18 protein-coding genes are annotated in these 21,224 nt (G+C 52.5%); 12 read left to right on the top strand and 6 right to left on the bottom strand.

Features of this window, described 5'->3' with window-relative positions:
- The first annotated feature begins 302 nt into the window (after positions 1 to 302).
- From ACTOY7_RS16565 to ACTOY7_RS16555, 3 genes are read left to right on the top strand one after another with little or no spacing between them, the layout of a single operon-like run.
- Positions 303 to 1,040 carry a SanA/YdcF family protein gene (locus ACTOY7_RS16565; protein ID WP_300886079.1) on the top strand — a complete coding sequence of 246 codons (738 nt, stop codon included), beginning with the start codon at positions 303 to 305 and terminating at the stop codon, positions 1,038 to 1,040.
- A 41-nt stretch (positions 1,041 to 1,081) separates the two neighbouring features.
- Complete coding sequence (locus tag ACTOY7_RS16560) at positions 1,082 to 2,794, top strand: [Fe-Fe] hydrogenase large subunit C-terminal domain-containing protein (RefSeq protein WP_482672264.1); 1,713 nt, start codon at positions 1,082 to 1,084, stop codon at positions 2,792 to 2,794.
- 5 nt (positions 2,795 to 2,799) lie between these two features.
- Positions 2,800 to 3,975 carry a SpoIIE family protein phosphatase gene (locus ACTOY7_RS16555; protein WP_482671068.1) on the top strand — a complete coding sequence of 392 codons (1,176 nt, stop codon included), beginning with the start codon at positions 2,800 to 2,802 and terminating at the stop codon, positions 3,973 to 3,975.
- 167 nt (positions 3,976 to 4,142) lie between these two features.
- Here the strand turns inward: ACTOY7_RS16555 and ACTOY7_RS16550 are convergent, their stop codons facing one another.
- Genes ACTOY7_RS16550 through ACTOY7_RS16540 form a run of 3 tightly spaced genes read right to left on the bottom strand, consistent with a single transcriptional unit; the run spans position 4,143 to position 7,656 of the window.
- Entirely contained in the window at positions 4,143 to 6,407 is a 2,265-nt protein-coding gene (locus ACTOY7_RS16550; RefSeq protein ID WP_482671056.1) for a DUF6449 domain-containing protein, read from the bottom strand.
- Positions 6,382 to 7,284 (bottom strand): ATP-binding cassette domain-containing protein, encoded by a 903-nt coding sequence (locus ACTOY7_RS16545; protein ID WP_482671057.1) that lies wholly within the window; start codon positions 7,282 to 7,284, stop codon positions 6,382 to 6,384. The genes ACTOY7_RS16550 and ACTOY7_RS16545 overlap by 26 nt, the downstream gene beginning before the upstream one ends.
- A 12-nt stretch (positions 7,285 to 7,296) precedes the next feature.
- The gene (locus tag ACTOY7_RS16540) at positions 7,297 to 7,656 is read right to left on the bottom strand and encodes a GntR family transcriptional regulator (protein ID WP_004079164.1); all 360 of its coding nucleotides are present in this window, start codon (positions 7,654 to 7,656) and stop codon (positions 7,297 to 7,299) included.
- 348 nt (positions 7,657 to 8,004) lie between these two features.
- Between ACTOY7_RS16540 and ACTOY7_RS16535 the strand changes: the two genes are divergently transcribed.
- The 6 genes from ACTOY7_RS16535 to ACTOY7_RS16510 are packed head-to-tail and all read left to right on the top strand — an operon-like array spanning position 8,005 to position 13,891.
- Positions 8,005 to 9,315, top strand: a complete 1,311-nt coding sequence (locus ACTOY7_RS16535) for a phenylacetate--CoA ligase family protein (protein WP_482671058.1) — start codon at positions 8,005 to 8,007, stop codon at positions 9,313 to 9,315.
- Positions 9,316 to 9,318: 3 nt separating this feature from the next.
- On the top strand, positions 9,319 to 11,064 hold the full coding sequence (gene iorA / locus ACTOY7_RS16530; RefSeq protein ID WP_482671059.1) for an indolepyruvate ferredoxin oxidoreductase subunit alpha: 1,746 nt from the start codon (positions 9,319 to 9,321) through the stop codon (positions 11,062 to 11,064).
- Positions 11,065 to 11,067: 3 nt separating this feature from the next.
- Positions 11,068 to 11,637 carry an indolepyruvate oxidoreductase subunit beta gene (locus ACTOY7_RS16525; protein WP_160281133.1) on the top strand — a complete coding sequence of 190 codons (570 nt, stop codon included), beginning with the start codon at positions 11,068 to 11,070 and terminating at the stop codon, positions 11,635 to 11,637.
- Between the two features lie 23 nt (positions 11,638 to 11,660).
- A complete protein-coding gene (locus tag ACTOY7_RS16520) occupies positions 11,661 to 12,077 on the top strand; it encodes an ACT domain-containing protein (RefSeq protein ID WP_160281132.1) in 417 nt (138 codons plus the stop codon).
- 21 nt (positions 12,078 to 12,098) lie between these two features.
- Positions 12,099 to 13,430 (top strand): phenylacetate--CoA ligase family protein, encoded by a 1,332-nt coding sequence (locus ACTOY7_RS16515; protein ID WP_160281131.1) that lies wholly within the window; start codon positions 12,099 to 12,101, stop codon positions 13,428 to 13,430.
- A gap of 17 nt (positions 13,431 to 13,447) precedes the next feature.
- Positions 13,448 to 13,891, top strand: coding sequence for an amino acid-binding protein (locus tag ACTOY7_RS16510; RefSeq protein WP_160281130.1), 444 nt, complete (start codon positions 13,448 to 13,450; stop codon positions 13,889 to 13,891).
- 175 nt (positions 13,892 to 14,066) lie between these two features.
- On the opposite strand, the gene ACTOY7_RS16505 is transcribed toward ACTOY7_RS16510, so the two are convergent.
- The 3 genes from ACTOY7_RS16505 to ACTOY7_RS16495 form a co-directional block, all read right to left on the bottom strand.
- Positions 14,067 to 14,264: a cold-shock protein gene (locus ACTOY7_RS16505; protein ID WP_004079145.1), complete on the bottom strand. Its 198-nt coding sequence runs from the start codon at positions 14,262 to 14,264 to the stop codon at positions 14,067 to 14,069.
- Positions 14,265 to 14,425: 161 nt separating this feature from the next.
- Positions 14,426 to 15,418, bottom strand: a complete 993-nt coding sequence (locus ACTOY7_RS16500) for a CPBP family intramembrane glutamic endopeptidase (RefSeq protein WP_482671060.1) — start codon at positions 15,416 to 15,418, stop codon at positions 14,426 to 14,428.
- 75 nt (positions 15,419 to 15,493) lie between these two features.
- A complete protein-coding gene (locus tag ACTOY7_RS16495; protein WP_300885960.1) occupies positions 15,494 to 16,861 on the bottom strand; it encodes an MATE family efflux transporter in 1,368 nt (455 codons plus the stop codon).
- 204 nt (positions 16,862 to 17,065) lie between these two features.
- Between ACTOY7_RS16495 and ACTOY7_RS16490 the strand changes: the two genes are divergently transcribed.
- The 3 genes from ACTOY7_RS16490 to ACTOY7_RS16480 all read left to right on the top strand — a co-directional run bounded on the left by ACTOY7_RS16490 (position 17,066) and on the right by ACTOY7_RS16480 (position 21,126).
- Positions 17,066 to 17,521 (top strand): MarR family winged helix-turn-helix transcriptional regulator, encoded by a 456-nt coding sequence (locus ACTOY7_RS16490; protein ID WP_160281128.1) that lies wholly within the window; start codon positions 17,066 to 17,068, stop codon positions 17,519 to 17,521.
- An 86-nt stretch (positions 17,522 to 17,607) separates the two neighbouring features.
- The gene (locus tag ACTOY7_RS16485) at positions 17,608 to 18,942 is read left to right on the top strand and encodes an MATE family efflux transporter (RefSeq protein WP_160281127.1); all 1,335 of its coding nucleotides are present in this window, start codon (positions 17,608 to 17,610) and stop codon (positions 18,940 to 18,942) included.
- A 354-nt stretch (positions 18,943 to 19,296) separates the two neighbouring features.
- Positions 19,297 to 21,126 carry a B12-binding domain-containing radical SAM protein gene (locus ACTOY7_RS16480; RefSeq protein WP_482671069.1) on the top strand — a complete coding sequence of 610 codons (1,830 nt, stop codon included), beginning with the start codon at positions 19,297 to 19,299 and terminating at the stop codon, positions 21,124 to 21,126.
- The last annotated feature ends 98 nt before the right edge of the window (positions 21,127 to 21,224 follow it).

The following is a 21,224-nucleotide window of genomic DNA, read 5'->3' as shown; positions in this document are numbered from 1 at the left end:
AGATGTATTAGCTTTGCAGGGAGCCGGATGCGGGAAAGCTGCACGTCCGGTTCTGAGAGGGGTAAGCCCCGTAAGGGACTTACCTACTTACCAAACTTCTCCGAATTTTCCTATAGAATAAAAACCCTCCGGGGGATGCGCACTGCGGCGTACAGAGTGGATGTCGCGATGCGACCGCCGCAGGCGCGAGTTTCGCAAGCGAAACTCTTTGTTCGATTTTTTAAATGACTTTTCGGCTGTTTTATAGTATACTTACCTTTAGATACTTACGGAATAAGATTCGATTTCGGAGTGATGAAAGCATGATTCGTAAAGAAAACAAAGACTGCTGCCGGAAGTGGCTTCTGCGGATCTCGGCGGTATCCGACGGCCTGGTTATATTGGGACTGTTTTCCCTGTGTACGGTGAATGTATATGTAAAGCATTCCGCCGGGAAAAAAATCACAACCATCGAAAAACTGCAGGAATGTCTGGAAGAGAACCGGGAAGAAAAAGCGGATGCGGTGCTGGTTCTTGGGGCGAAGGTGAAAGCCGACGGCGAGATGAGCCCCATGCTGAAAGAACGGGTGGACTATGGGATCGAGATCTACAGGCGGGGACTGGCGAAGAAGATCATCATGAGCGGGGACCACAGCCGGGAGGACTACGACGAGGTCAATACCATGAAGAACTATGCGGTGGAGCAGGGCGTCCCGTCGGAGGATATCTTCATGGATCACGCCGGATTTTCCACCTATGAGAGCATGTACCGGGCGAAGGAGATCTTTCAGACAGAGCGTGTGATCGTCGTGACGCAGAAGTATCACCTGTACCGTGCCGTTTATGACGCACGGGCATTTTCCATGGAGGCGGCTGGGGTTGCCTGCGACCAGGCAGTCTACCCCAGGGACCGATACCGGAAGCTGCGGGAAATGCTTGCCAGAGTGAAGGATTTCGGCTATACGATCCTAAAACCCAGGCCCACATTTCTGGGGGATGTGATACCGGTCAGCGGGAATGGAGATCTTACCAATGATAAACAGCCAAAGAGCGATGGCTAAAAATAGAAAAGGAGCAAACAAAATACAAGGAGGAAGAGTACATGAAGGTAATTGATTTTAAGGATGCGAAGTGCCGCCACTGTTACAAATGCGTGCGCCACTGCCAAGTGAAGGCGATCACGGTTCAGCAGGAGCAGGCCCGTATCCTGACGGACCACTGCATCAACTGCGGGAAATGCATGGAGATCTGCCCCCAGAATGCCAAGACCTTTGCCAGCGACATGGAGCGGGTAAAGGGCTTTCTGCGGCAGGGGATTCGTACCGTTATCTCCATCGCCCCGTCCTATATCGGCGTGCTGGATTTTGACCGGCCGGGGCAGGTGGTGGATGCGCTGCTCAAACTGGGCTTTGCAGAAGTAAGGGAGACGGCGGAGGGGGCGGCCATGGTGACCCGGGAATACCAGCGGATCATCCGGGAAAACAAGATGCCCAACATCATCACTACCTGCTGTCCCAGCGTCAATGACCTGATTGAAAAATATTATCCGGAGTGCGCGCCTCTGATGGCCCCGGTGGTTTCCCCCATGGTGGCCCACGGACGGTATATCAAGAAATTGTACGGGGACGATGTGAAGGTCGTATTTTTGGGCCCCTGCATCGCGAAAAAGCAGGAGGCCATCGGGGACGAGCGGGTGGCAGGAGCCATCGATGCCATACTGACCTTTGAGGAGCTGGCAATCTGGCTGGATGAGTCGAAGATCCGGATCTTTGACTGCGAGGACGCCCCCATGGGCAACCCGGATCCGGAGATCAACCGGATGTACCCCATCAGCGGCGGCGTAGTCCAGTCCGTGATCGCGGAGGAGAAGATGGACTCCTACCACAAGGTATTTGTGGATGGCCTGGCCAACTGCATGGAAATGCTGGAATGCCTGAAACGGGGCGAACTGGACCACTGCTTCATTGAGGCCAACGTGTGCGAGGGCGGATGCACCAAAGGCCCGGCTTCCGCAAGATGGAATATGTCTTATGTGAAGGCAAAGATCAAGATTGAACGGGAGGTTTCCCGCAAGGCGGCCCATGACCTGCCGGATATGAGTTCGGAAGAGCTCTCAAAGACATTTGAAGACCGCAGCATAAAGGAAGCCGTTCCGACTGAAGAGGAGATTCAGGAAATCCTGCGGTCCGTGGGAAAATATACCAGGGAGGACGAGTTAAACTGCGGCGCCTGCGGGTATTCCACCTGCCGGGAAAAGGCGGTGGCCGTATTCCAGAACAAGGCGGAGCTTTCCATGTGTATGCCCTATGCGCTGATGCAGGCCGAGTCCATGTCCAACGTGGTCATGGATGTGACCCCCAACATGATCTTCATTGTAGACAGCGAACTGCGGATTCGGGAATGCAACAAGAAGGGGCAGGAATTGCTGGGCGTGGGCAAGGAGGAAGCGCTGCAGCGTTACATATTTGAATTTATGGACGCCGGGGATATTGAGGAGACACTGCGGACAAAGGAAACCGTATTCCATAAGAAGATCCAGCTCGAGCATGGCCGGATGACGGTGGAGGAGACCATTGTTTATATCGAAAATCTGGAATCCGTCCTGGTGACGTTCCAGGATGTGACCCGGGAAGAGAAGATGAAGGAACAGCATTACAATCTTAAGGTTGAGACCATGGAGATGGCCCAGAAGGTCATTGACAAGCAGATGATGGTAGCCCAGGAGATTGCAGGACTGTTGGGAGAGACCACCGCCGAGACCAAGGTGACGCTGACCAAACTGCGGGATTCCATTCTCAATGAGGAGGATGCCTGATGAATATGAGCGTAAGTATTGACGTGGCTTGGAAAAGCCTGAACAAACACGGAGAAGAGCTGTGCGGAGATAAGGTGGAGATCGTAAAGACCCGGGATTCGGATATCCTGATCCTGGCGGACGGCATGGGGAGCGGGGTCAAGGCCAACATCCTTTCCACCCTGACCTCCAAGATCCTGGCTACCATGCTGCACGAAGGGGCGGCCATTGAATCCTGCGTGGAGACCATTGCCAGGACGCTCCCCATCTGCCAGGAGCGGAAGGTGGCATACGCAACCTTCAGCATCCTGCAGATTTTCCACAACGGCGATGCCTATCTGGTGGAATACGACAACCCGGACTGTGTGTTTATCCGGAATAAAAAAATCGTGAAATACCCTTATGAAATACGGGAGATTGAGGAAAAAAAAATACACGAATACCGTTTTAAAGTGGAGAAGAATGACTGCTTCGTATTGATGAGCGATGGCGTCATCTATGCCGGGGCCGGGGAGATTCTGGACCTGCAGGGCTGGACCTGGGAAAATATGTCCGAGTATACCCTGAAATGTACGAAGGAAACCCTGTCCGCCTCTCGTTTAGCAGCCATGCTCAGCCAGGCATGCGACGATCTGTACATCCAGAAGCCGGGGGATGATACCACGGTGGCGGTGGCCAGGGTCATTGAGCGCAAGGTGGTGAACCTGTTCACCGGGCCTCCGAAGAGTAAGGAGGATGACGAGAAGCTGATGTATGATTTCATGCACATGGAAGGAAAGAAGGTGGTGTCCGGCGGTACCAGCTCCAATATCGCCTCCCGCATCCTGCACAGGGAGATCATTACAAAGGTAGACCGAAACAACCCGGATGTCCCGCCCATGTCCTCCATCGAGGGGCTGGATCTGGTAACGGAAGGCGTGCTCACCATGGGGCGGTCTCTAAAGCTTCTCAGGCAGTATGAAAACGATGAATTTGACGTGGAATTTTTCGACGAGCTGGACGCCGAAAACGGGGCTTCCAAGCTGGCGAAAATGCTCATCGAGGAATGTACGGAGCTGAACCTGTTTGTTGGAACCGCCATCAACGAAGCACATCAGGAATCGGACCTGACCTTTGACTTAAGTCTCAGGATGAATCTGGTGGAGCAGTTAAAGTCCGTGGTGGAAAAGATGGGGAAGACGGTCACCGTGAAGTATTATTAGGAGGGACTCGCTACCCGGAGCGCAGTATAAAAAATCAGGGGTTTGCTTGTTTAGAAATGAATCGGATGCCAGACAGGCGGCAGCCGTACCGGATGGTTCGAGGTACGGCTGCCGCCTGCTGTTCTACGGGCGGACTTCGTCCATTAAGGTATACCCAAGGGCACCCCTTAATGCATGTCCCTGCGGGACGGGCGGACTTCGTCCGTTAAGGTATAGTATGTGGGTTCTTTGTTTCCGGTCAGCAGGATTTCTGCGGACGTTCCGTATGCATGTGTACTGATCAGAAGCCTGCTGGTCGTGTATTGTACCTGCGACAGGACCGCGGCGATCTCATCCGAGTCCGTGACGATCCGCTCACTGGTGTCGGGAACGGAGAATTTTCCCTCTGCAGGAGCCTCCTCCGTGTAAATGGTTTCTGCCAGTTTGACCTGTTCCACGTCCTCAGGGTCTATCTCCCGGCGCAGGGTATATCCGTATGTTTCCAGCAGCGCCAGGCTGTTTTCGTAGCCTTCATACAGATAAAAACCGCCCAGGGTGAAATTGTATTTGGAATCATATGCCAGTTGTCCGACAAACTGCATCCCTTCCGGGATGTCGATGGACAATTCCCCGATCGGCCGTTCTAACTGCAGGTCCCGGATATCCACGTTCAGAACATCCTGCTTATAAGCGTCGAGAAGCGCATCCTGCTCTTTCTCTGTCAGATCCAGTATTTTCGGCTCCCAGTAAATGTCCGTAAGCCGGACCGCGCTGATGTCTTCATAGTCCGCGTAAAAGACAGGAAACAGTATTTTCCGGTAGCTTTCCTCCTGGCAGAGGATGTCCAGTGTATCCAGGACTTCTCCTGCGCTGACTCTATAATTGCGGTAAACCGATGATCCTGATTTTTTATTATAGCGGATCGTGATATAGACCTGTTCGTCCAGTGGCTCTGATTCCCAGCCGGCCATTTCGGTTTCTCTGGTGCCGGCATTGATCGATTGATCCAGGGACTCCAATTCCTGGTCGGACATTTTGTCGGCTCCCTTTCCGGCATTTTCAACTCCTGACCTGGCAAGCTCATAGATGGGGGCAAACTTCTGTATCTGGCATATTTCACCGTTCAGCAGATCCGGATACTGGGGATGATCCGTACTGCGGGAAACGGTGTCCGGATAAGAAAAATAGCCGTACATCTGGCTGATGTCAAGGGACATGCTTTCCAGGCTGTCCTCTTCGGGAAGCCAGGTGTCATAGCCGAATACGTCAAACTGCAGGACGCACAGGATTCCCGCCACTCCCAGAAGGGAGGCGAGGGAGGAGTATTTTCCCGCAAACAGCCTGCGTACATCCATGTGATAAATAAATTCGATCAGGCCGCAGAGCAGGATCACCGCCAGGATACTCATCAGAATGATCCATTTCGTGCTGCCGGAGTACATGGAGCCGACCAGAATCCCGATACAAAGCGCAGTGGGCACAGAGATCAGTACCTTGATAAACGGGGCGGTGATGGGAAATGACAGGGCATTTCCTGCCGCTTCAGAGGGCCGTTTCTGATACAGAAAAAGGGCCAGAAGCAAAAGTACCGCCAGAAACACCGCGGCAGCAGCCAGTACGACGGCGAGGCTATGAGAATTGGCCGGACGGACCAGGCTGCGCAGGTAGTATGAAAATGTTGAAATATATCTATATCTGTCATCCTCCGTTACATTGTAATAGGCCGTATTCCCCAGAATCTGTCCGAACAGGGGCAAGGGAGACAGGAAATCATAAAGCTTTTCCCAGAACCTTCCTGCCCCCGTATGGTAAGTCGAGAAAAAGTAGGTCGGAAGGTCAGCCGCCAGGACGCCGATGACGGATCCGTAAAAAAACAGGGAAGCGGCCGCCAGGATGCCTGTCACAACCTTTCCGGTCAGCATCATGGCCAGAATCATCAGGTGGTAGACCATGAGGAAAGCCAGGGTCCCCCCCAGTACGGAGAGAAAGCATCGGCCCAGCACAGGCAGCGTAAAGAACCCGTGCGCAAAGCCTGCCAGGACGGCCAGCAATGAGGCCGCCAGATAGGGAACCAGAAAGATCAGAAGCCCGCCCAGGTAGGAGATGAAGAACAACTGCCGTCTGGACAGGGGAAGGCTGTGGTAAAAATCAGTCTGTTCCCTGGAATGCAGGTAGAAAAACCCGGTTACCGCGCACAATCCGCCCAGCAGCAGGAGCGCTGCGAAGAGCAGCAGATTGTAGCTCCCGTTCAGCAGTCCGGGAAAAATGGCGCGGAAGATGTTCCATTGCTCTGCCAGTTCGTCCTGTGAAACATTGGAAAGGGAGGCTTCCAGCATCAGCAGGGTGGTGACCGTAACGCACAGGAGCAGGAGCACTGCGGAGAGGACCAGAAGCCAGCCGCGGCGGCGAATATCCTCTTTGATAAATTTACTGTATGAGATTTTTGATGTCATAGCCTGCGACCTCCGTTTCGCTGATAAAGATTTCTTCCAGTGACAATGGCAGTACTTCCGCAAAGATCGGCTCCTTTTCCTGGGCGAGCTTTAATACCTCCGCCCTGGAGCCCCGGGCAGTAACTGTCAAAAGGGACCCGCTTTTTTCATATTGGAGGACGGAAAGCTCCGAGAGAAGCTGTTCCTCCTTCGCATGGTCCGGTATGACGCACTGCATCTTGCAGAGACTGCATTTTATAGAGTCCAGATCCTTAGCAAAGAGCAGGCTCCCCTGGTGGAGCAGTCCGATGGTGTCGCAGATGTCCTCCAGCTCCCTTAAACTATGGGACGCGATGACAGGGGTAAATTCCCGCTTTAACAGCTCCGCCGCGAACAGGCTCTTGATGGCCTGGCGTACGACAGGGTCCAGCCCGTCAAAGGTCTCGTCGCAGAGCAGATACCGGGTGTTTGCACAAAACCCCAGCAGGAGAGAGACCTGTTTTTTCTGTCCCTTGGAAAAGGTCTGGAGCTTCTTCTTTGGCTGGATATTGAACTTCTGCAGAAGGCTTTTGTAGTTCTCCATGTCAAATGTCGGATAGGCAAGCTGGTAGAAGCTTCCCATGGATTCCGGTGTGGCATTGGGAAAATAGGTGACTGTATCGGACAAAAAGCAAATCTGCCTCTTTGCCTCTGAATGCTCGAACACAGGGATCGTATCCAGCGTGATCTCTCCCTCCTCGGGTTTTAAAATGCCGCTGACCAGCCGAAGCAGCGTGCTCTTGCCCGCGCCGTTGCTGCCCACAAGGCCGAAGATCAGACCGTCCTGGATCTGGGCCGTAACCTGGGCCAGGGCGGGCGTATCCTGAAAGGATTTACTGACGTGTTTTAATTCAATCATAAGGCACCTCCTTTATCTGTATACCTGGGCGAATACTGCCATGCAGTCGGACTCCAGGATTCCCAGTTCTTTTGCGCGAAACAGAAGACGTCTGAGCTCTTCTAAACAGGACTCCTTCTTTTTCTCGAACAGGGATGCGCTTTCGGATACAAAATTGCCCCGGCCCTTGACGGAAAAGATATATCCCTCCTGCTCCAGAACGGCGAAAGCTTTCTGGATGGTGTTGGGATTGATGGACAGTTCCACAGCCAGGGAGCGGACCGAGGGCATCCGGCTGCCCGGCTCCAGGACACCTTTGACGATCAGCATCTGGAACTTCTCTACAATCTGCTCGTAGATGGGAGCACGGTTTTGATAATCAATCGTGATCAATGGGGCACCTCCTTTGGGATGGGACACTCATGGGGCTGCTGTAAGAAAACGGTATGGCAGCGAAGGAAAATCCACGAATGCGTACAGGGTATGGTGTATTATCTGTATTAGTACACTTAGATTATCATGAAAACAGGAGAAAGTCAAGCGGGAAAATATTACTGACCCGCTTCAATTTTGAAATGCTTGGTTTGAAAATTTGATGCTTTAATTTGCCGCAGTAATATGATATAATAATTTCCATCGGCCGTGTACCTTCCGGCCAGCACAGAATAATACCGATTCCGCCGGAGGGCTGCCCTGCGCAGCTATTCCGCGGGGGGCGGTTTTAAAGGAGGATGTAAACAGATGATTTGGGCAAAAGAAGAGACGCTGCCCAGAGCGGAGATCGAGAAGATCCAGCTTGAAAAATTAAGGCAGACGGCGGCATACATCTATGAACGGGTGGAGCCTTACCAGCAGAAGATGGACAGGGCAGGGGTGAAGCCGGGAGATATCCGGACACTGGATGATCTGAAAAAGCTTCCATTTACATATAAGTCGGAATTTAAGGACAACTATCCCTTCGGCCTGTTTGCGGTGGACCAGAAGGACCTGGTGCGCTACCATGCCAGCTCCGGCACCACCGGAAAGCCTACGGTGGTGGGCTATACGAGACATGACCTGGACGTATGGCTCAACAATGTAGCCAGGATCGCCTGCATGGGCGGCGCCACGGCGGAGGATGTGGCCCAGATTTCCTTCGGCTACGGCACCTTTACCGGGGCACTGGGGCTTCACGGTGGTCTGGAGAAGATCGGGGCGTCGGTGATCCCCATGTCCTCGGGAAATACCAACAAACAGATCATGTTCCTGCAGGATCTGGGAGTCACCCTTCTGGTGGCCACCCCCTCCTACGCGCTGCACTTAGGGGAGCAGATCCGGGAGCGGGGGCTTGACCCGAAGAAGGACTTGAAGCTCCATATCGGGCTTTTCGGCGGGGAAGGCATGACAGAACCCATGCGGGAGGAGATGCACAAGGTCTGGGGCGCCCAGTTTGTCTGCACCCAGAATTACGGCATGAGCGAGCTGTGCGGGCCGGGCGTATCCGGAGAGTGTACGGAGCTCTGCGGTATGCACATCAACGAAGACTGGTTCATCCCGGAGATCATTGATCCCAAGACGGAAGAAGTGCTGCCGCCGGGCGAACACGGGGAGCTGGTTGTGACCTGCCTGGGAAAAGAAGCCCTTCCGCTGATCCGCTACCGCACCGGAGACCTGACAAGATTGATGTACGAGCCCTGCAAGTGCGGAAGAACCACCTGCCGGATGGAAAACCTTTCCGGACGGGCGGACGATATGCTTGTTATCCGAGGCGTCAACGTATTCCCAACCCAGATCGAGGAGGTACTGTTCAAGATCGCGGAGATCGGTCCCCACTATGAGATTCTGGTGGAGCGGAAGAACCGTCTGGATGTGATGACCATCACGGTGGAACTCATCGACGACCGCCTGCTGGACAGCTATGCGCTTTTAGGCGAACTGGAAAAACGGATCAGATCCGCACTGAAGGCACAGCTCGGACTTGCCACTCAGATCAGGCTGGTGGCACCCAATTCCCTGCAGCGGTTTGAGGGCAAGGCAAAACGGGTCACAGATTTACGAAAGGATGGACTGTAAAATATGGCAGATAAAGTACTGATGCTGGGAAACGAAGCGATCGCCCGGGGAGCCTATGAGGCGGGAGTCAAGGTAAGCTCCGCCTATCCCGGAACCCCAAGCACGGAGATCAGCGAATTTCTCGTACAATACAAGGACGATATCTATGAAGAATGGGCGCCCAATGAAAAGGTGGCCGCGGAAGTGGCCGTAGGTGCCAGCATCGCGGGGGTGCGTTCTATGGCCTGTATGAAGCACGTAGGGCTGAATGTGGCGGCAGACCCGCTGTATTCCGTCTCTTATATGGGCGTCAACGGCGGTCTGGTGCTGGTCGTGGCCGACGATCCCGGGCTCTACAGCTCCCAGAACGAGCAGGACACCCGGATGGTGGCAAGGGCGGCCCAGATTCCGGTCATCGAGCCCTCCGACAGCGCGGAGGCAAAGGACTTTTTCAAGGCCGCATTTGAACTCAGCGAACAATTCGACCGTCCCTTTATCTTCCGGACCACCACCAGGCTGGCCCACTCCCAGGGGCTGGTGGATCTGTGTGACCGTACAGAGCCGGAGGACAAGCCTTATGAGAAAAATATCCGCAAGCATGTGATGATGCCGGGAAACGCCAAATTCCGCCATGTGGAAATTGAGAAGCGAAACAGAGAACTTGCGGAAGAAGCAAATACATTGCCCATCAACCGGGTAGAGATGCAGGATACGAAGATCGGCGTGATCACCAGCGGAATCCCCTACCAGTATGTCAAGGAAGCGCTGCCGGAGGCGTCTGTCTTAAAGCTGGGGATGGTGAACCCCCTTCCGCGTAAGCTGATCGAAGAATTTTCCTCCAAAGTCGAGAAATTATATATTGTAGAAGAGCTGGACCCGGTGATCGAAGAACAGGTGAAGTCCTGGGGAATCCGCGCGGTCGGCAAGGAGATCCTGACCGTACAGGGCGAGTACAGCGCCAACATGCTGCGCAGAGCCATACTCAAAGAGGAACCAAAGGCGAAAGCGCCCGCAGAGGCGCCCCAGCGTCCCCCGATCCTCTGTCCCGGATGCCCCCACCGCAGTGTCTACCATGTGCTCAATAAGCTGAACATGCACGCCGCGGGAGACATCGGCTGCTATACCTTAGGAGCGGTGGCGCCCTTAAGCGTGGTGGATCTTACTATGTGTATGGGCTCCAGCATTTCCACGCTGCACGGCATGGAGAAGGCCAAAGGAAAAGAGTATGTCAAGAACTGGGTGGCAGTGATCGGTGATTCCACCTTTTTACATACCGGTGTAAACTCCCTGATGAACATGGTATACAATCATGCAACCGGGACGGTAATGATTCTGGACAATTCCACCACCGGCATGACCGGCCACCAGGATCATGCGGCCACCGGAAAGACCCTTCAGGGAGATCCCGCTGAAGCGGTGGATATTCCAGCGCTCTGCCGGGCGTTGGGGGTGAAGCATGTGGTAAGCGTCAACGCATTTGACATTTCACTTCTGGAAAAGACCATCCGGGAAGAGACGGCAAGGGATCAGGTATCCGTTATCATTACAAAGTCCCCATGTGTGCTTCTGGATAAGTCTAAAAAGCCTTTGTACGCGGTTCATTCTGACAAGTGTAAAGCATGCGGGATGTGCATGAAACCAGGATGTCCGGCCATGACAAAAGCAGAGGACAAAACCGTTCGGATCGACGATACTATGTGTACCGGATGCGGGCTGTGTGCCGATCTATGTAAATTCGGCGCCATAGAACTGGTAAAGGCAGGTGAATAGAGAATGGCAGTAAAAAACATCATGATCGTAGGCGTAGGCGGACAGGGAACTCTGCTTACCAGCCGTATCTTAGGAAATCTGACCATTGCGGGAGGCTTTGACGTGAAGCTCTCCGAGGTTCATGGAATGGCCCAGCGGGGCGGCAGCGTAGTGACCTTCGTGCGCTACGGGGAAAAAGTGGCGGAGCCCATCGTGGAGGAAGGGCAGGCGGACGTGATCATTGCGTTTGAACGCCTGGAGGCTTTGCGGTATGCACATTTTCTGAAAAAGGATGGGGTTTTGATCGTCAATGACTGGCGGATCGATCCCATGCCGGTGGTGATCGGGGCGGCAGAATATCCGGAGCATATCCTGGAGGATCTGGAAAAAGAGCACAAGGTCTACAAGGTCAACGCTACAGAAGAATCCAGGAAGCTGGGAAATCCAAGGGTATTCAACCTGATCGTGCTGGGGGTCGCGGCGCGGCATATGGATTTTACAAAAGAGCAGTGGTATGAGGTGATCGAAAAGACCGTTCCTCCGAAGACCGTTGAGATTAATAAAAAGGCATTTGACGTGGGATATACACTTTAATAAAAAGGCAGGTGATAAGAGAAATGAAACAGATATCGGTATTTGTGGAAAATCAGCCGGGAAGTCTGATGCGGGTCACCACCGCGCTTACGGAGGCGAAGATCAACATCCGTGCGGTCTCGTCTTTTGACGCACCGGACTTCGGTATTCTCCGCCTGGTCGTGGATCAGCCGATGGAAGCCAAGGACTATCTCACCTCCCGGGGATTTGTGGTGCGGGTGCAGGACGTTATCGGCGCGGAATTAAAGGATGAAAAGGGGAATCTGAATCAGATGCTGAAGATCTTAGCGGACGGGGAGATCAGCATCGGCTACATTTATTCCTTTGTGATCCGGGAGAAGAAGGCGCCAGTTATGGTCCTTCACTCGGATGACAACGATAAGGCGCGGGCCGTATTGAAGGAAGCGGGGATCACGCTTGTGGATGATGAAGAACTATAATAATAAAGGAGCGAAGAGGAGATGGCAGGAATTGCTTTAGAAAACTGGGTGGAAAGGATCAGAGACCCAAAGATGGAATGCATGAGCAGGGATGAGATGGCATCCCTGCAGAGCCAGCGTCTGGTCAAGGTGGTAAAGAAGGTCTATGAGAACGTGGATTTTTACCACAACAAGATGCGGGAGCTGGGAGTGGAGCCGGGAGATATCAAAGGGATCGAGGATATCGGCAAGCTTCCCTTTACGACAAAGGAGGACCTGCGGGAGAATTATCCCTTCGGCCTGCTTGCGGTTCCAAAGCGCGACGTGGCCCGTGTCCAGGGGACATCCGGCACCACCGGGAAGCTGACGGTCGTGCCCTATACCCAGAATGACGCGGATCTGTGGGGAGAATGTGTGGCCAGGTGTCTGACCATGGCCGGATTGACGGCAGATGATATCATCCATGTCTGCTATGGATACGGACTGTTTACCGGAGGACTTGGACTGGATTTCGGCGCAAAGGCGCTGGGAGCCATGGCGCTTCCGATGTCCGCGGGAAATACCAAGCGCCAGATGATGGTCATGGAAGACCTGGGAGCTACCGCATTTGCCTGTACGCCGTCCTATGCGCTGTACCTGGCGGAATCCATGCAGGAGGCAGGCGTGGTAGACCATATGAACCTGAAGGCCGGAATCCACGGAGCAGAGCCGTGGACCGATGAGATGCGCAAAAAGATCGAGGGTATTTTACATATCAACTGCTTCGATATCTACGGTCTGTGCGAGATTCTCGGGCCGGGCGTGGCGCAGGACTGCATCCACCACAAGGGGCTTCATATCCATCATGACTATTTCTATCCGGAGGTGCTCAACCCGGCGACCCATGCGCCGTGTGCCGACGGGGAGACCGGAGAGCTTGTATTTACCACGCTGACCAAGGAAGCCATGCCCCTGTTGCGGTATCGGACCAAGGATCTGACCAGCATCACCTATGAGACCTGCGAGTGCGGAAGAAAGACACCAAGGATCTCCAAGTTTACAGGACGTACCGACGACATGAAGGTCATCCGCGGCGTCAATGTATTCCCGACACAGGTTGAGACCGCGCTGCTGAGCCTGGGCGGAGCCGTTGCGAACCATTATATGCTCATCGTGGACCGCGTGAACAACCTGGATGTATTGACCGTTATGGTGGAAGTGGACGAGAGCATGTTCTCCGATGAGATCAAGAAGCTGGACGCGCTGCGCGATCGGATCGCGGCGGTATTGAAGCAGGCGCTGGGCGTTGCCGTACGGGTGAAGCTGGTAGAGCCGAAGACGATCCAGAGAAGCGAAGGAAAGGCCGTTCGTGTCATTGATAACCGGACACTGTAAAAAAGGAGGGAAGCACTGTGGGGTTTACGATTCAACAGTTATCAGTTTTTTTGGAAAATAGGGAAGGACGTCTGGACGAGGTACTGGCTGTCCTGGGAAATAATGATGTCAATATTGTAGCGCTGAGCCTGGCGGATACATCGGATTACGGTATGCTCCGTATGATCGTATCCGACCCCAATAAAGGAAGGGCCGTGCTGAAGGAAAACGGGATCACAGCCATGCTCACCGACGTGGTGGCGCTGCGCGTTCCCCACGAGACCGGGTCGCTGTCTAAGGCCATGCACGCGATCGTGGATGGGGAAGTGAACATCGAGTATATGTATGCCTTTGCAAACGGCGCGGACGCGTCCGCAGTTCTCAAATGCGACGATCCGGCCAGGATGGTGGACATCCTGCGGGGCAGCGGATTCGACGTGTGGGAAGCTTCGGAAGCTTATGTGTCGAATGTGAAAAAATGATCCAGGAAAAGAAAAGGTCAAGTAGGCATAACCCCTACGGGGGATGTCTAACTTGGCCCAAGAAAAAGGACCGGATAAAAATCCGGTCCTTTTTCCTAATCACATTTTCCGTCTTGCTTTTAAAATATTAATTCCAGGCTAATTTATATATTAAAAGGTACAATAGAAATTCTGATTAAAGTTTTACTACGTTCGTTGCTTGAGGTCCCTTGGCTCCTTCTGTCACTTCAAATTCAACAGACTGGCCTTCTTCTAAGGATTTGAATCCATCTGTAACAATCCCTGAATAATGTACGAATACATCGTTCCCCTCTGAGTCAGAGATGAATCCATAACCTTTTTGGTTGTTAAACCACTTTACTGTACCTGTCATTGTGTTGCCCTCCATAAATAGAAAAGTAAATTGTTTCTGTACCATCGAAAGATTCGACACGATCAAAAATAAGAACCAATCAATGATACTTACATAACATAGCATATTTGGAGGGGAAAGTCAATGAATTTCTGCGTTTTCTCGATATTTCTCCGTTTTTTCTACTGCAGAAGCTGTAAAATGATCTGTATGATCCAGAACAGGGAGAAGAGGAGCACCCCTGCGTTCAGCCATGCGGCAGACAGTAGTTTCCCCTTCGGTACGGGGATTTCAACCGGATGGAGCTTCATTTTCCGAAAATTCACAGCCAGACAAACGATGCCTGTGATCACCAATCCGAGCACACACAGCCCGTACAGGCCGAAGAGCATCAGCCCAGGCAGATTCTCCGAGACCACCTGCATCAGCGCCCCCGTGTCTCCAGACGCGGAAGCATACATCAGCTCGTCGTAGGCCATAGATTTCATCAGGAACATGCTTGCCACGGAGCCAAGGAAATTCACGACCATATGCATGCAGATGGTATAGAGGATCTTTCCTGTCCTTACGTACAGAAATCCCCAAAATATCCCCAGCACGAAGGCATACGCAAACTGATTCAGATTGCCGTGGAACAGGCCGAAAAAAATGCCGGAAAAGAGAATGGCTGTTTTTTCGCCGTATTTTACGGTACGGTCAATGAGCAGCTTGCGGAAGATCAGCTCTTCCAAAACAGGGGCGCACAACACCATAATAAAGAACGCGGACCATGGACTGATGCCAGACACAATATCTGCCAGCCCATTGTCCACAGGAGAGCCTTTGATCAGACTGATGAGGAAGGTCAGCCCAACGCCTGCAAGATTGCTCAAGTACATGATGGAATAGCATATGAAAAACGCAGTCAGCCACTGCAGGAAGGTCATCCTGTGCTTTTCCACAGAAACAGCCGGCACACGCCGGATCAGCAGGATCATCAGCGGCATGGAAATCAGATACATGGGGAGCATCGTCGCGAAAAGCCATGCATCCATATCGTAGATCTGAAGAAAGGGCAGCTTTCCGATGAGAAATACGCCTGCATACTGTACCTCGAAAATGAGCAGCGTCCCCAAAAAATACATCAGGCCCAGCCTGCTAAAATGACGCCGAATGGGCTTTATTCCATATTCCATAACATTCAAACCTCTTTTCTTTGTTTTAGTTCTTCTCTTGTTTGTTTTTTGCGTTAGTTCATTTGTTTTTTTGCGCTATTCCGTTTGCTTTTCCTCCTCTGCATTGAGCTCCGCCGTCACCTTCCGGTACAGGACCACGGACAGCAGGAACGCAAAGAGATCTGCCGCCGCCTGGGCCGACTGGATTCCGATAAGCCCCAGGATTCGCGGCAGGATCAAAAGGATCGGGATGAAAAACAGCCCCTGCCTTGCGGATGCAAGAAGAGAAGCATAAAACGTTTTCCCCATGGTCTGGGTCATCATATTGTTCATGACGATCCATCCATTCAGGATCAGTGTGGCGCACTGGAAGCGGACCGCTGCCGTCCCGATCCGGATCACCTCCGGATCATCCCGGAAGATTCCGATCAGATGTCCGGAAAGCAAAAATCCAAGGATGGACAGCGCAAACAGGAATATGGTGGATACTTTGACACAGAACCAGAATGCCTCCCGTACCCGGCCGTATTTTTTTGCGCCGTAGTTGAATCCGCAGACTGGTTGGAAGCCCTGCCCGAATCCGATCAGCGCGGAAATGGCAAACATGAAGATCCGGCTTACCACAGACATTGCGGCGATGGCCGCGTCACCATATGGATTGGCCGCGATATTCAGAGTCATCGTCGCCACGCTCCCCAGCCCCTGACGGAACAGGGAGGGCAGTCCGCCTCCGGCAATCTCCCGGAGCCGTTCCCGGTGAAAACGGACATTTTTCAGGCGGATGGGGATACAGCCGGAAAAGTGAACCCCTGCAAGCAGGAGGAAAAAGCTGATCAGCTGGCTGAACACGGTAGCCAGGGCTGCTCCGGAGATTCCCATCCGAAATCCGAAGATCAGGATCGGATCCAGGATGATATTCAGGACAGCCCCGGTGCCTACACCGATCATGGCGTAGAATGCATTTCCCTGAAAACGGATCTGGTTATTCAGGACAAACTGTGCGGTCATCCAGGGCGCTCCTACAAGGATAATCCCCAGATATTCCCTGGTATAGGGCAGGATGGTATCGGTAGAACCCAGGATCCTGGACAGCGGCGTGAGGAACAAAAGACCAAGGACCAGAACCAGAAGGCCCAGGATCATACCGACGAAAAATCCGGTTGCGGCAAGCTCTCCAGCCGCATCGTTTTCCTGTGCCCCCAGCTTTCTGGAAATGGAGTTGCCGGAGCCGTGGCCACAGAAAAAGCCCAGTGCCTGGATCACCGCCATGACCGGAAAAGCCACCCCGACCGCGGCGGTTGCGCTGGTGCCGATCCTGCCCACGAAAAAGGTGTCCGCCATATTGTAAAATGAGGTCACCAGCATGCTGATGATCGTGGGGACCGCCAGCCTTCCGATCAGGCCCGGTATGGGATTTTCCGTCATCATCCGGTATTTTTCATCCTGAGACATGGTATGTTGCAAGAAAAGCACTTCCTTTCAGACTAAATTTTAGAACCAGACATCCTGCAGAACAAATCCGGATGCCGTATCTATAGTTTACCAAAATCAAAGGGTTCTGGCAATAAGGTGTAAAAAGACTTTATAAAAAACGCTTGACAAAAGTATGATTTCGGACTAGAATGAAGAAGCGAAGAAGTACGATTTCGGACTAGTGGGGTGAACAGGATGAAAATAAAGCAGGAACGGGCATTAAAAGAATATGATTCCCTGTGGCGGGAGATTGAGATGCTCTGGCATGAGGTTGCGCGGAAGGCGGGTGTCTCTGACAGTGCCTTTGCTATACTTTCCACCATTTTGGAGCTGGGGGAAGGATGTCTGCAGAAGGATATCTGTGATATGAACAGCATCAGCAAGCAGACCATCCATTCCGCCATAAAAAAGCTGGAGCAGGACGGCCTGATCGTGCTTGGACAGGAGAGCGACAAGGATAAAAGGGTATTTCTTACTCCGGAGGGGAAGGCATTTGCGAGAGAGCGGATCCTGCCCTATGCGGATGCGGAGAACCAGGTCTTTGCGGAAATGACCCGGGAGGAAAGCAGTGAGCTGCTCCGGCTGACCGAGCTGTATCTGCACCGGCTCCAGGAGAAGATCCGCCGCAGTTCCAGTCCTGACCGGCAATAAACTGCATCGGCTCCAGTCCTGACCGGCCGCCGCGAAAATATGAACTCAGAATAAAGCAGACCAAAAAGAAAGGCAGGTTGAACAGGATGAGAATCCAATTATCAGACCATTTTACATATAAAAGACTGCTTCGTTTTACGATCCCGTCCATCATTATGATGATCTGCACGTCTGTTTACAGCATCGTGGACGGATTGTTTGTTTCCAATTATGTGGGGACTACGCCCTTTGCGGCATTGAATCTGATGATGCCGCTGCTCATGGGCATCAGCACCGTGGGCTTCATGATCGGCACTGGCGGAAGCGCGGTGGTTGCGATCAAGCTGGGAGAAGGAGAGCGGGAAAAGGCCAATGAATACTTTTCCATGCTGATCTATATCCTGATCGGCGCGGGAATCACGGTGGCTGTCACGGCGATTATTTTTATGCGGCCCATTGCGTATGCCATCGGGGCAACAGACGATATGATCGAGTATTGTGTGATGTACGGAAGGATCCTGTGCGTGTCCCTTACCGGCTTCATGCTGCAGATCGCGTTCCAGAGCTTTTTTATTGTGGCGGAAAAACCAGAGCTGAGCCTGAAGATGTCTCTCCTTTCCGGTATCACAAATGTGATCCTGGACTACCTGTTCATTGTGGTATTCGGGTGGGGGCTTGCGGGAGCAGGGGCCGCTACGGCCGTAGGAGAGATCCTCGGCGGATTCTGCCCGATCATTTACTTTTCACGGAAAAACAACAGCCTGCTCCGGCTCGGAAAAACCCGCTTCCACGGAAGGGTGCTGCTGAAAACATGCACCAACGGTTCCTCGGAGCTGATGACGAATATTTCCTCCTCGATCGTCAATATCCTGTATAATTACCAGCTGATGCGCCTGGCCGGAGAAGACGGCGTGGCGGCCTACGGGGTCATCATGTACGTGACCTTTATCTTTGCCGCGGTCAACATCGGGTATTCCATTGGAAGCGCCCCGGTGGTCAGCTTCCACTACGGCGCCGGAAATCGTACGGAGTTAAAAAATATTTTCCGCAAAAGCGTGATCGTGATCGGCAGCGCAGGAGTGTTCATGATGTTTCTGGCGGAGCTCCTTGCCTATCCGATGACCCGGGTATTCGTTGGATATGATCCGGAGCTGTTTGCCATGACCTGCCATGGGTTCCGGCTGTACGCAATCTCCTTCCTGCTGAGCGGATTCAATATCTGGGGTTCCGGCTTCTTCACCGCTCTGGGAAACGGAGCGGTTTCCGCCTTGATCTCCTTTTTGCGGACATTGGTATTCCAGGTGTCGGTTGTAATGATCCTGCCTGTCTTCCTGAAGCTGGACGGGATCTGGCTGTCCATCGTGGCGGCGGAATTGCTGGCATTGTTCGTGACAGCCGCATTTTTGGTCAAAAAACGCAAAAAATACCATTATGCGGAATGACCGGGCAGAGGTTCATCCGGCGTCATGCGCCTTACGGCGCGGCGCCGGCTCTGCCGGTCACTTCCAGCCGCGCGGATGTGTGAAAATGTCTGTGAATAGTGTGGATAACTGAAAATGTGAATTCTGTGAAAAGTGTGAATAACTTTTTATGAAGTGGAAAAAACCTGTCAAATCTAAACAAGTTTTGACATTTTTCTTGCCGCTGAAATGGAAGATTATGTCCGTTTTTTTGTGAATATTGTGTGTTTTTATTTTGGAAAATGAGATTGTATACAAGTATTCAATGCAGACGAATACACGAAAATGGATGGTAAAATGGGCGTTATACTGAGCGAAGGAGGGGCATAAATGGAGATGAAGATTTTGCTGGCGGCAATCAACGCAAAATATATCCATTCGAATCTCGCAGTCTACAGCCTGCGGGCCTATGCGGTGCAGGAACGGAAAGAATACCGGGAAAGTGTGGGGATTGCGGAATATACGATCAATCAGCAGGTGGATGAGATCCTGATGGATCTGCATGCCCGGCATCCGGATGTGCTTTGTTTTTCCTGCTATCTGTGGAATATCGTCTATGTGGAGCAGCTTGTGAGGGAGATCGGGAAGGTTCTGCCGAAGACTGAGATCTGGCTGGGCGGACCGGAGGTTTCCTGTCATGCCCGGAAGGTACTTGAGAGGCTGCCACAGGTACGGGGGGTGATGTGCGGGGAAGGAGAGGAAACGTTCCTGGAGCTGGCGGATTATTACCATGGGAAAGTACAGTCGCTGCGGGAGATTGACGGGATCGTGTATGCCTGCCCCAGGAATCAGGATTTTGCTGTGAATTCTCCCCGGAGCGTCATGGATCTGAATCGTGTACCGTTTGTGTATGCGCCGAATATTTCAGGCTGTTCCGATCCGGATGATCTGGTTCTCTCAAAAAAAGAGAGAATGCCTGACCAGGATTTCCCATCGGCGGAGGATCCCATGGAGAACTTCCGCAACAGGATCCTCTACTATGAATCCAGCCGGGGCTGTCCCTTTTCCTGCAGCTATTGTCTTTCGTCCATAGACAAGTGCCTGCGGTTCCGCAGCCTGCATACTGTGAAAAAAGAACTGCAGTTTTTCATAGACCGGGAGGTTCCACAGGTGAAGTTCGTGGATCGGACGTTCAACTGCCGCCATGACCATGCATTTGCCATCTGGTCCTATCTGGCGGAGCATGACAGGGGAAAGACCAATTTTCATTTTGAGGTGGCCGCAGACCTGCTGAATGAAGAGGAGCTCCGGTTAATCGCTTCCATGCGCCCGGGGCTGATCCAGCTGGAGATCGGGGTGCAGTCCACCAACCAGTATACCTTGCGGGAGATCCGCCGGACCATGGATTTTGGAAAGGTGAGCCTGGCAGTCAGGAGAATCCATTCCCTGGGAAATGTCCATCAGCATCTGGATCTGATCGCAGGGCTTCCTTTTGAAGATCTAAAAAGCTTTCAAAAGTCATTTCAGGATGTCTATGCACTGCATCCGGAGCAGCTGCAGCTTGGTTTTCTGAAAGTTCTGAAGGGCTCTTATATGGAAGAACAGGCCGAATGCTATCAGCTCCTGTATCAGGATCGTCCTCCCTTTGAAGTTCTCTCTACCAGGTGGCTTTCCTATGCGGATGTGATCCGGCTCAAAGGGGTGGAGGAGATGGTGGAGGTCTATTACAACAGCGGCCAGTTCGTCCATACGATGGAGCTTCTGGAAAAGGCATTTCCGGATGCGTTTACGATGTATGACCGGCTGAGCGGCTATTATGAGAAGAAACGTCTCCGCGGAATCAGCCATTCCCGGATCCGGCGGTATGAGATCCTTCTGGATTTCGCGGCAGAATGGGATCCGGCACGCAAAGAAGAGTACCGGGAGCTTTTGACCTATGACCTGTATCTGCGGGAAAATGTAAAGAATCGGCCTGCATTTGCAGGGGAGCCGCGGGTTGCGAAGGAAGAGGAAGCTGCCTTTTATGAGCGGGAAGCATTGGAGCGCCGGTATCTGCAGGGGTATGAACTATATGACAAAAGACAGCTGCGGAAGATGACGCATCTGGAACGTGTGAAAAATGAACTTCTTTTGTTTGATTATCAAAACAGAAGCCTGTTGACGAACCAGGCGGCGGTGTATCGGATCCAAGCTTCGGATATTCTGTCTCTCCGGTACGATCAATGAACAAAAAAATTTAAAATTTTTTGTAACGAATCCCTGTTTTTTCGGATATATAGGGGAAGATGCGTAAGAAACATGCCGCGGCAGTTTTTCCGCATTTT

It is taken from the genome of Schaedlerella sp. (assembly GCF_056796775.1).
Note: the sequence above shows the minus strand (reverse complement) of the source record. Positions and strands in the feature narration are given on the sequence as shown.

Bases quoted from the DNA above. Each gene is read 5' to 3' on its own strand.
- ACTOY7_RS16565 (WP_300886079.1), top strand. From the start codon at position 303: ATGATTCGTAAAGAAAACAAAGACTGCTGCCGGAAGTGGCTTCTGCGG.
- ACTOY7_RS16560 (WP_482672264.1), top strand. From the start codon at position 1,082: ATGAAGGTAATTGATTTTAAGGATGCGAAGTGCCGCCACTGTTACAAA.
- ACTOY7_RS16555 (WP_482671068.1), top strand. From the start codon at position 2,800: ATGAGCGTAAGTATTGACGTGGCTTGGAAAAGCCTGAACAAACACGGA.
- ACTOY7_RS16550 (WP_482671056.1), bottom strand. From the start codon at position 6,407: ATGACATCAAAAATCTCATACAGTAAATTTATCAAAGAGGATATTCGC.
- ACTOY7_RS16545 (WP_482671057.1), bottom strand. From the start codon at position 7,284: ATGATTGAATTAAAACACGTCAGTAAATCCTTTCAGGATACGCCCGCC.
- ACTOY7_RS16535 (WP_482671058.1), top strand. From the start codon at position 8,005: ATGATTTGGGCAAAAGAAGAGACGCTGCCCAGAGCGGAGATCGAGAAG.
- iorA (WP_482671059.1), top strand. From the start codon at position 9,319: ATGGCAGATAAAGTACTGATGCTGGGAAACGAAGCGATCGCCCGGGGA.
- ACTOY7_RS16525 (WP_160281133.1), top strand. From the start codon at position 11,068: ATGGCAGTAAAAAACATCATGATCGTAGGCGTAGGCGGACAGGGAACT.
- ACTOY7_RS16520 (WP_160281132.1), top strand. From the start codon at position 11,661: ATGAAACAGATATCGGTATTTGTGGAAAATCAGCCGGGAAGTCTGATG.
- ACTOY7_RS16515 (WP_160281131.1), top strand. From the start codon at position 12,099: ATGGCAGGAATTGCTTTAGAAAACTGGGTGGAAAGGATCAGAGACCCA.
- ACTOY7_RS16505 (WP_004079145.1), bottom strand. From the start codon at position 14,264: ATGACAGGTACAGTAAAGTGGTTTAACAACCAAAAAGGTTATGGATTC.
- ACTOY7_RS16500 (WP_482671060.1), bottom strand. From the start codon at position 15,418: ATGGAATATGGAATAAAGCCCATTCGGCGTCATTTTAGCAGGCTGGGC.
- ACTOY7_RS16490 (WP_160281128.1), top strand. From the start codon at position 17,066: ATGAAAATAAAGCAGGAACGGGCATTAAAAGAATATGATTCCCTGTGG.
- ACTOY7_RS16485 (WP_160281127.1), top strand. From the start codon at position 17,608: ATGAGAATCCAATTATCAGACCATTTTACATATAAAAGACTGCTTCGT.
- ACTOY7_RS16480 (WP_482671069.1), top strand. From the start codon at position 19,297: ATGAAGATTTTGCTGGCGGCAATCAACGCAAAATATATCCATTCGAAT.